This window comes from Pseudokineococcus basanitobsidens (genome assembly GCF_037482545.1).
Classification (GTDB): domain Bacteria; phylum Actinomycetota; class Actinomycetes; order Actinomycetales; family Quadrisphaeraceae; genus Pseudokineococcus; species Pseudokineococcus basanitobsidens.
The window spans coordinates 1-7,987 of record NZ_JBBIAA010000045.1 but is presented as its reverse complement, the minus strand read 5'-3'; the positions used below and the strand labels follow the sequence as shown (position 1 = coordinate 7,987).

Here is a 7,987-nt window from a genome sequence, read left to right as displayed (position 1 = left end):
GTGCGCCTCGAAGACGGCGCAGGGTTGCTGACCTGCGGTGACGCCGAGGGCGGCCGACATCGGCAGGTCGCCTCGCGAGAAGAACGAGCTGGTTCAGGCGACGGGCGGGTCGACGGGCACGCGGGACCGCCGGCGGCGCCGCGGACGACCGGCGCGACCCTCGTCGGCGTTCACCGCGACCGCCCCGGCGACGACGAGGACGCCGCCCAGCAGCTGGACGGGCAGCGGCAGCTCGCCGAGGAGCAGCCACGCGACGAGCACGGCGAAGACGACCTCCGTGAGGCCGACGAAGGAGGCCGTGCGCGTGCCCAGCCGTCGGGCCCCGACGACGCCGGTGGCGTAGGCGACCGCCCCGGCGACGACGCCGAGCGCCAGGACCGCGACCCACCACGGCAGCGAGCGGCCGGCGAGCGCGACGTCGTCCGTGGAGGTCGCCAGCGGCAGCACCCTCGCGAGGCCGGCGAGGCCGAGGACGGCGGCGCCGACGAGAAGGCCCCCGGTCGCGAGCGCCAGCGGCGGCAGGCCGGCGCCCGGCCGCGCGGAGAGGGCGAAGTAGGCGGCGAGGCCGCACGCGGCGGCCAGCGCCCACGCGATGCCCACGAGGTCCACCCGCAGGCCCCCCGTGACGTCGACGACGAGCGCCAGCCCGGCGAGCGCGAGCACCGTGCCGAGGGCCACGAGCCGGCTCGGCCGCCGCCCCCGGGCCCAGGCGAGGAGGACGAGCAGGGCCGGCGCCAGGTACTCCACGAGCAGCGCGACGCCGACCGAGACCGTTTGCACCGCCGTGAAGTAGGCCAGCTGGCAGCCCGCGACGGCGACGACCCCGTAGGCGACCACGAGCCACGCGTCGGCCCGCAGCAGGTGCCAGCGGCCGCGCAGCGCGAGGACGGCGGGCAAGGCGAGGACGAGGCCGCCGACGAGCGCCCGGGCGAGCACGGCGGCGCCGGGCGACCAGCCCGTCTCGAGCAGGCCCTTGCCGAGGGAGCCGGAGCTCCCGAAGACGAGCGCCGACAGCAGCGCGACCCCGAGGCCGGTCAGCCGGGCCCGACCTGTCGCGGCCGCGGCGGCCCTCGGTGCCGCCGTGGGACGGTCCGTCGAGCCCTCGGTCGTCGCCACGGGTCCCCCTCTCCTCGGTCGTCATGAGTCGTCAGACGGTACGCTCATGACGCCTACGAAGCCTAGGTCAGGAGTCACCATGGTCTTCGCCCATGACACCGAGGTGTCGCTGGCGACCGCGGCGGCGCTCGTGGGCACGGCACCGGGCACGGCGCCGGGACGCCGTGAGGAGCGGCTGCCGGACGCCGCGGCCCTCGACGCCTTCGTCGACGAGTGGGACTACACCGGGTCGCGCACGCACGACGAGGCCGAGCTGGACGCCGTCCGCGCGCTGCGCCCCGAGCTGCGGCGGCTGTGGACGGCCGAGGAGGACGAGCAGGTGGCGGGGGTCAACGCCCTCCTCGGCCGGGCGCGCGCGCTGCCGCAGCTCGTCCGGCACGACGGCTGGGACTGGCACCTGCACGCGACGACGCCGCAGGCCCCCCTCGCCGAGCGGATGGCGGTGGAGGCCGCGATGGCGCTCGTCGACGTCCTGCGGGTCGGCGAGCGCTCGCGGCTGCGGACGTGCGCCGCGGACGACTGCGACGCCGTGCTCGTCGACCTCTCCCGCAACCGCTCCAAGCGCTTCTGCGACGGGGGCTGCGGGGCGCGGGTCGCGGCCGCCGCCTACCGCGCCCGGGCCGCGTCCCGGGCGTAGAGCGGCGGCGCGCAGGACCGTCGACGGCGCGGGCTCGCGGGCCCGTGCTCCCCGGGCCACGCTGGCCGGGCGGCGGGCGCGGGCGAGGACCGGCCCCGATCTCGAGGAGGCGACGTGGGCACGTGGGGCAAGCGTGGCGACATGCTCGTGCACGAGCACGACCCCTACAACGCCGAGCCCCCGCTCGGTGCCCTGGCCGGGGAGCCCGTCACCTCGGCCGACACCTTCTACAGCCGCAACCACGGCCCGGTGCCCGAGGTGGACCCCGCGACCTGGCGGCTGCGCGTCGACGGCCTCGTCGAGCGCGAGCTCGAGCTGACCCTGGAGGACCTGCGCGCGGGCTTCGCCGAGCGCACCCTGCCCGCCACGCTGCAGTGCGCGGGCAACCGCCGCGCGGGCCTCGTCGCCGTCCGCGACATCCCCGGCGAGGACCCGTGGCGCGGCGGCGCGACGTCGACGGCCACGTGGACCGGTGTCGCGCTGGCCGACGTCCTCGCCGCCGCCGGGCTGCGCGAGGGCGCGGAGCACGTCTGCTTCTCCGCGCCGGACGTCTCGCAGGTCGCCGACCCGCCGCAGCCCTACGGGGGCTCGGTCCCCGTCGCGAAGGCGACCTCGCCGGAGGTCCTGCTGGCCTGGGGGATGAACGGCGAGCCGCTGCCGCGGGTGCACGGCGCCCCGGTGCGCGTCGTCGTGCCCGGCTGGATCGGGGCGCGCAGCGTCAAGTGGCTGACCGGGATCACCGTCACCGCCGAGCCCTCGGACAACTACTTCCAGGCGACCGCCTACCGCGTGCTGCCCCCCGAGGCCGACCCGCGCGCCGCCGGCCCCGGGGACGGCATCTCCCTCGGCCCGGCCGCCCTGTCCTGCGAGCTGCTCGACCCGGCCGACGGCAGCCCCGTGCCCTGCGGTCGCGCGGTCCTCACCGGCTACGCCTACGCCGGGCAGGACCGCGCCGTCGCCCGTGTCGACGTCTCCACCGACGGCGGCGCGACCTGGGCGCAGGCGGAGGTGGACGCCCCCGACGGGCCGTGGACGTGGCAGCACTGGCGCCTGCGCACCGACCTCGCGCCCGGGGACGTCGACGTCGTCGCGCGCGCCTGGGACTCGACGGGCGCGCTGCAGCCCGAGCACGCCGCCGACCTGTGGAACCCCAAGGGCTACGGCAACACCTCCTGGGCCCGGGCCCGGCTGGCGGTGGCGCCGCCCGCGCCCTGACGTCCCGCACCCGTGACCGCGGGGGCGGACGGGGTTAGCGTGCGGGCAAGCCGGTCGACGGAGACCGGCCGGGAGGTGGGACCCATGACGACCCTCAGCCGCCGCTCCCTGCTGCGAGGGGGTGCGCTCGGCGCCGCCGGGCTCGCCGGCCTCGCGGGGTGCGGCACCGTCGGCGCGGCGCCGACGACGACCGGCACGATCCCGCCGGCGGCGTCCGGCGAGGTCGTGCGGCTGCAGTACTGGGCGTGGCTCAAGGACCTGCAGCAGGTCTGCGACGTCTGGAACGCCCAGCGCCCCGACATCCAGGTCGAGGCGGTGTGGATCCCCGGCGGCAACGCGGGGGGCTACCAGAAGCTCTTCGCCGCCATCGCGGCCGGCAGCGGGCCGGACCTCGCCCAGGTCGAGATGCGCAACGTGCCGAGCTTCCTGCTGCAGAGCGGGCTCGTCGACGTGTCCCGGTACGGCTTCGACCAGGTCGCGGGCCAGTACGACCGGGCGCTGGTCGAGCAGGTGAGCTTCCTCGACGCCGCGTGGGCGGTCCCCCAGGACTCCGGCCCCATGGCGACGTTCTACCGCCCCGACCTGCTCGAGGAGGTCGGGGCCGGCCCGCCCGCGACGTGGGCGGAGTGGCTCGAGACCGCACGCGCCGTCCACGCCGCGGACCCGAACCGCTGGCTGGAGAGCTTCCCCGTGGGCGACACGTCGGTCTTCCTCGCTTACGCGAGCCAGGCGGGCGCCGTCTGGTTCACGCCCGAGGACGACCGCTGGCTCGTCAACATGACCGACGACGCGACGATGGCCGTCGCCCGGCACTTCGACACGGCCGTCAGCGAGGGCGTCGTCAACACGTCCCTCGCGCCGTACTCGCCCGGGTGGTTCGCCGCCGTGGGCGACGGGCGGATCGCCGCCCTGACGAGCGGCTCGTGGGGCGACGCCCTGCTCGAGGGCGCCACCGGGGCCGAGGGCCTCTTCCGCGTGGCCCCGATGCCCGTCTGGTCCGACCTCCCCGGCAGCTACGGCTCGAGCTACCTCGGCGGCTCGACCGCGGCGCTCATGGCGGGCTCCGAGCACCCGTACGAGGCGCTCGAGTTCGCGACGTGGATGACCACGAGCCCGGAGGGCATCGACGCGATGATCCGGTACTCGGGCATCGGGTGGTCGCCCGCCACCGACTACATCGGCGCGGCGCGGCAGGAGGGCTCGGAGTTCTTCGGCGGCCAGGCCTACGGCACCGAGGTCTTCGCCCCGGCGGCGCAGGAGCAGAACCTGGACTGGACGTGGCCGCCCATCGCCCAGCAGGTCATGGACGGCCTCGGCGACCGCTTCCGCACCGTCGTGACGGGCGGCACGACCATGGTCGACGCCGTCGCCGCGATGGAGGGCGACGTCGTCGAGATCTTCCGCGAGAAGGGCCTGTCCGCCGAGGTGGTCTCGTGAGCGCCCCGACGGCGGCGCGCTCGGCGGCCCGGGGCCCGGACGGGCGCGGGCCGGGCGGCGTCGGGGCGACGACACCCGCACGGGGCCGGGGCCGCTCGTCCGCGGTCCGCCGGGCGCCGTGGATGCTCATGGCGCCGTTCCTCGTCATCTTCACGCTGAGCTTCCTGCTGCCCATCGTCTACGCCGTCGGGCAGAGCTTCACGCGCGTCGAGCGCAGCGGGCTCTTCGGGGAGGACGGCACGACGTCGGGCTTCGGCGGCCTCGCGAACTACCGCCAGGCGCTGGAGGGCACGGCCTTCGTCGAGTCGGTCGGCCGCGTGCTGCTCTTCGGCGTCGTCCAGGTCACTGTGATGATCGTCCTGGCGACGGTGCTGGCGCTGCTGCTGGAGTCGGCGTCCGCGCGGTGGCCCGGGGCCTTCCGCACCATCTACTTCCTGCCCTACGGCATCCCCGGCGTCATCGCGACGATCCTCTGGTCGTTCCTCTACGTGCCGGGGCTGTCCCCGGTCGTCGACGTCGCCGGGCTCCTGGGGATCGACGTGGACTTCCTCGGCCCGTCCACGGTCCTGTGGTCGATCGCCAACATCGTCACGTGGGCGTACGCGGGCTACAACATGCTCATCATCGTCGCCCAGCTGAAGTCCATCCCGGGCGACCTCTACGAGGCGGCCCGCGTCGACGGAGCCGGACCGCTGCGCATCGCGTGGTCGCTGCAGCTGCCGCTCATCCGGCCGGCGCTGCTGCTGGCGATCGTCTTCTCGATCATCGGCACGCTCCAGCTGTTCGCGGAGCCGCAGGTGCTGCAGAGCGTCTCGACGGCGATCAGCAACGAGTACACGCCGAACCTCGCGGCGTACAACTCGGCCTTCAACAACAACGACTACGGCGTGGCGGCCGCGCAGTCGGTGCTCATCGCGCTGGCCGCCTTCGTGCTCTCCGGGCTCTTCCTGGCCCTCACCAACCGGAAGGACCGGTCATGAGCGTCGCGCCCCCGCCCACCGGCAGCACGACCGTCCCGGACGCCGCCGAGGACGCCCCGGACCGGCCGGGCGGGGAGCCCGCCGGAGGGGGGCGTCGTCGGCCCCGGCGGCCGGCGACGACCATCCTGGTCACCGCCGTCCTCGTCGTCGTCGCGGTGTACTTCCTCGTCCCCGTCTACTGGGTGCTCGTCGCCGCGACGAAGTCCACCGACGACCTCTTCACGACGAACGGCTTCTGGTTCTCCGACACCCCGCAGCTGCTCACCAACCTGCGGCTGGTGATCGGCTACGACGACGGCCTGTTCCTGCGGTGGCTCGCCAACTCGTTCCTCTACGCCGGGGTCGGGGCGGTGCTCGCGACGTACCTCGCCGCGGCCGCCGGCTACGCCCTGGGGATGTACGAGTTCCGCGGCAACGGGCTCATCCACGGGGTGATCCTCGGCGGGGTGCTCGTGCCCGCCACGGCGACGGCGCTGCCGCTGTTCCTGCTCTTCAGCCAGGTCGGCGTCGCCAACACGTACTGGAGCGTGCTCGTCCCGTCGCTGGTGTCGCCGTTCGGGGTCTTCCTGTGCCGCATCTACTCCCGCGCGGCGGTGCCCGTCTCGGTCGTCGAGGCGGCGCGCATCGACGGGGCGGGCGAGCTGCGCATCTTCCACACGCTGGCGCTGCGGGCGATGGCACCGGCGCTCGTGACGGTGCTCCTGTTCCAGACCATCGCGATCTGGAACAACTACCTGCTGCCGCTCGTGATGCTCGCCGACAGCCGGCTGTACCCGGTGACGCTGGGCCTGACGACGTGGCGGGGCCAGGTGGACCGTCTGCCAGAGTTCTACCAGCTCACCATCGGCGGCGTGCTGGTGTCGGTGGTGCCGCTCGTCGTCCTCATGATCGTCCTGCAGCGCTTCTGGCGCGGCGGGCTCACCGAAGGAGCCGTCAAGGCGTGACCTCCCCCCGCCCGCTGCCCACGACCACCACGGGCGGGCCGGTCCTGCCGGCCCACCTCGAGGACCCGGCCCCGGGCAGCGGGCGGCGGTGCGCGCCGCGGGCGCGCGTGCGCACCGACGCGCCCGAGCTCGACCTCTCGGGCACGTGGGCGTTCCGGCTCTGGCCCACCGCGGCCGGGGGTGGCGAGGACGACGGCGCGCTCGCGGCCCTGTCGGAGCCGGGGACCGACGTGGGCGCGTGGGACGAGATCCCCGTCCCGTCGCACTGGGTCCTGCACGGCGACGGCGCCTGGGGCCGGCCCTGGTACACGAACGTGCAGTACCCCTTCCCCGTCGACCCGCCGCACGTGCCGACGGAGAACCCGACCGCGGACCACCGGCGCACCTTCGAGGTCCCCGACGAGGCGGCGTGGACCGGCGCCGCCCGGCACCTGCTGCGCCTCGACGGCGTCGAGAGCGCCTGGCGCGCCTGGCTCAACGGGGTCGAGGTCGGCACCGGGACCGGCAGCCGGCTGGCGCAGGAGCTCGACGTCACCGGGCTCGTGCGCGCCGGCGAGAACGCGCTGCTGCTGCGCGTGCACCAGTGGTCGGCGGCGTCCTACCTCGAGGACCAGGACCAGTGGTGGCTGCCCGGCGTCTTCCGGGAGGTGTCGCTCCTCGCCCGGCCGGCGGGCTCGCTCGACGACGTGTCGCTCCTGGCGGAGTACGACCACCGCGCCGGCGCAGGGCGTCTCGACGTCCGGGTGGACGCCGCCGACGACGCCTTCCCCGTCGTGCTGCGGGTGCCCGAGCTCGGGGTCGAGCAGACGTGGGCGAGCGCGGCCGAGGTCGCGCCCGTCGACGTCGCCGCCGTCGAGCCCTGGAGCGCCGAGGTGCCCCGCCTGCACGACGTCGAGGTCGCCTCGCGCGGCGAGACCGTCTCGCTGCGGGCCGGTTTCCGGACCGTGCGGGTCGAGGGCGACCGGTTCCTCGTCAACGGGCGCCGGGTCGTCTTCCGCGGCGTCAACCGGCACGAGATCGCCGCCGACCGCGGCCGGGTCTTCGACGAGGCGCACGCCCGCGAGGACCTCGCGCTGATGAAGCGGCACGGCGTCGACGCGATCCGCACGAGCCACTACCCGCCGCACCCGCGGCTGCTCGACCTCATGGACGAGCTGGGCTTCTGGGTCGTGCTCGAGAACGACCTGGAGACGCACGGCTTCGAGCTGAACGGCTGGCGCGGCAACCCCAGCGACGACCCGTGCTGGGAGGCGGCCTACGTGCACCGCGTGCGCCGGACCGTCGGGCGCGACCGCAACCACGCCTGCGTCGTCCTCTGGAGCCTCGGCAACGAGGCCGGTACCGGGCGCAACCTCGCCGCGGCCGCGGCCGAGGTCCGACGGCTGGACCCCAGCCGGCCCGTGCACTACGAGGGCGACCACGAGGGCGCCTACACCGACGTCTACAGCCGGATGTACCCGACGCTCGAGGAGGTCGAGGCGATCGGCAGCGACGACCCCGGCGTCGGGCCGGTCGCGTGGGCGGGACCGGCCGTGTCGCGGCGGCTGCGCTCGATGCCGTTCCTCATGTGCGAGTACGTGCACGCCATGGGCAACGGACCCGGTGCGGTCGCCGAGTACGACGCGCTGACGCGAAGATTCCCCTGGGCGAGGGGTCAG

Annotated in this window: 7 protein-coding genes; 6 read left to right on the top strand and 1 reads right to left on the bottom strand. The window is 75.2% G+C overall.

The features are described 5' to 3' along the window. Positions 1–93: 93 nt before the first annotated feature. Complete coding sequence (locus WDZ17_RS16895; RefSeq protein ID WP_339576345.1) at positions 94–1,116, bottom strand: EamA family transporter; 1,023 nt, start codon at positions 1,114–1,116, stop codon at positions 94–96. A 79-nt stretch (positions 1,117–1,195) separates the two neighbouring features. Between WDZ17_RS16895 and WDZ17_RS16890 the strand changes: the two genes are divergently transcribed. From WDZ17_RS16890 to WDZ17_RS16865, 6 genes are all read left to right on the top strand, one after another. Then, on the top strand, positions 1,196–1,753 hold the full coding sequence (locus WDZ17_RS16890; protein ID WP_339576344.1) for a CGNR zinc finger domain-containing protein: 558 nt from the start codon (positions 1,196–1,198) through the stop codon (positions 1,751–1,753). 141 nt (positions 1,754–1,894) lie between these two features. Next, positions 1,895–2,968, top strand: coding sequence for a sulfite oxidase (locus WDZ17_RS16885; RefSeq protein WP_422632026.1), 1,074 nt, complete (start codon positions 1,895–1,897; stop codon positions 2,966–2,968). An 84-nt stretch (positions 2,969–3,052) separates the two neighbouring features. After that, positions 3,053–4,405, top strand: coding sequence for an extracellular solute-binding protein (locus tag WDZ17_RS16880; RefSeq protein WP_339576342.1), 1,353 nt, complete (start codon positions 3,053–3,055; stop codon positions 4,403–4,405). After that, a complete protein-coding gene (locus WDZ17_RS16875; protein WP_339576341.1) occupies positions 4,402–5,385 on the top strand; it encodes a carbohydrate ABC transporter permease in 984 nt (327 codons plus the stop codon). Before WDZ17_RS16880 ends, WDZ17_RS16875 begins: the two co-directional genes overlap by 4 nt. Further along, complete coding sequence (locus WDZ17_RS16870; RefSeq protein WP_339576340.1) at positions 5,382–6,329, top strand: carbohydrate ABC transporter permease; 948 nt, start codon at positions 5,382–5,384, stop codon at positions 6,327–6,329. Before WDZ17_RS16875 ends, WDZ17_RS16870 begins: the two co-directional genes overlap by 4 nt. Then, the coding region (locus tag WDZ17_RS16865; protein ID WP_339576339.1) for a glycoside hydrolase family 2 TIM barrel-domain containing protein at positions 6,326–7,987 on the top strand (1,662 nt) is incomplete at its 3' end. The genes WDZ17_RS16870 and WDZ17_RS16865, both read left to right, overlap by 4 nt.

Excerpts from the sequence above, each read along its gene's own strand:
- WDZ17_RS16880 (WP_339576342.1), top strand. The coding sequence starts at position 3,053 with ATGACGACCCTCAGCCGCCGCTCCCTGCTGCGAGGGGGTGCGCTCGGC.
- WDZ17_RS16870 (WP_339576340.1), top strand. The coding sequence starts at position 5,382 with ATGAGCGTCGCGCCCCCGCCCACCGGCAGCACGACCGTCCCGGACGCC.
- WDZ17_RS16885 (WP_422632026.1), top strand. The coding sequence starts at position 1,895 with ATGCTCGTGCACGAGCACGACCCCTACAACGCCGAGCCCCCGCTCGGT.
- WDZ17_RS16890 (WP_339576344.1), top strand. The coding sequence starts at position 1,196 with ATGGTCTTCGCCCATGACACCGAGGTGTCGCTGGCGACCGCGGCGGCG.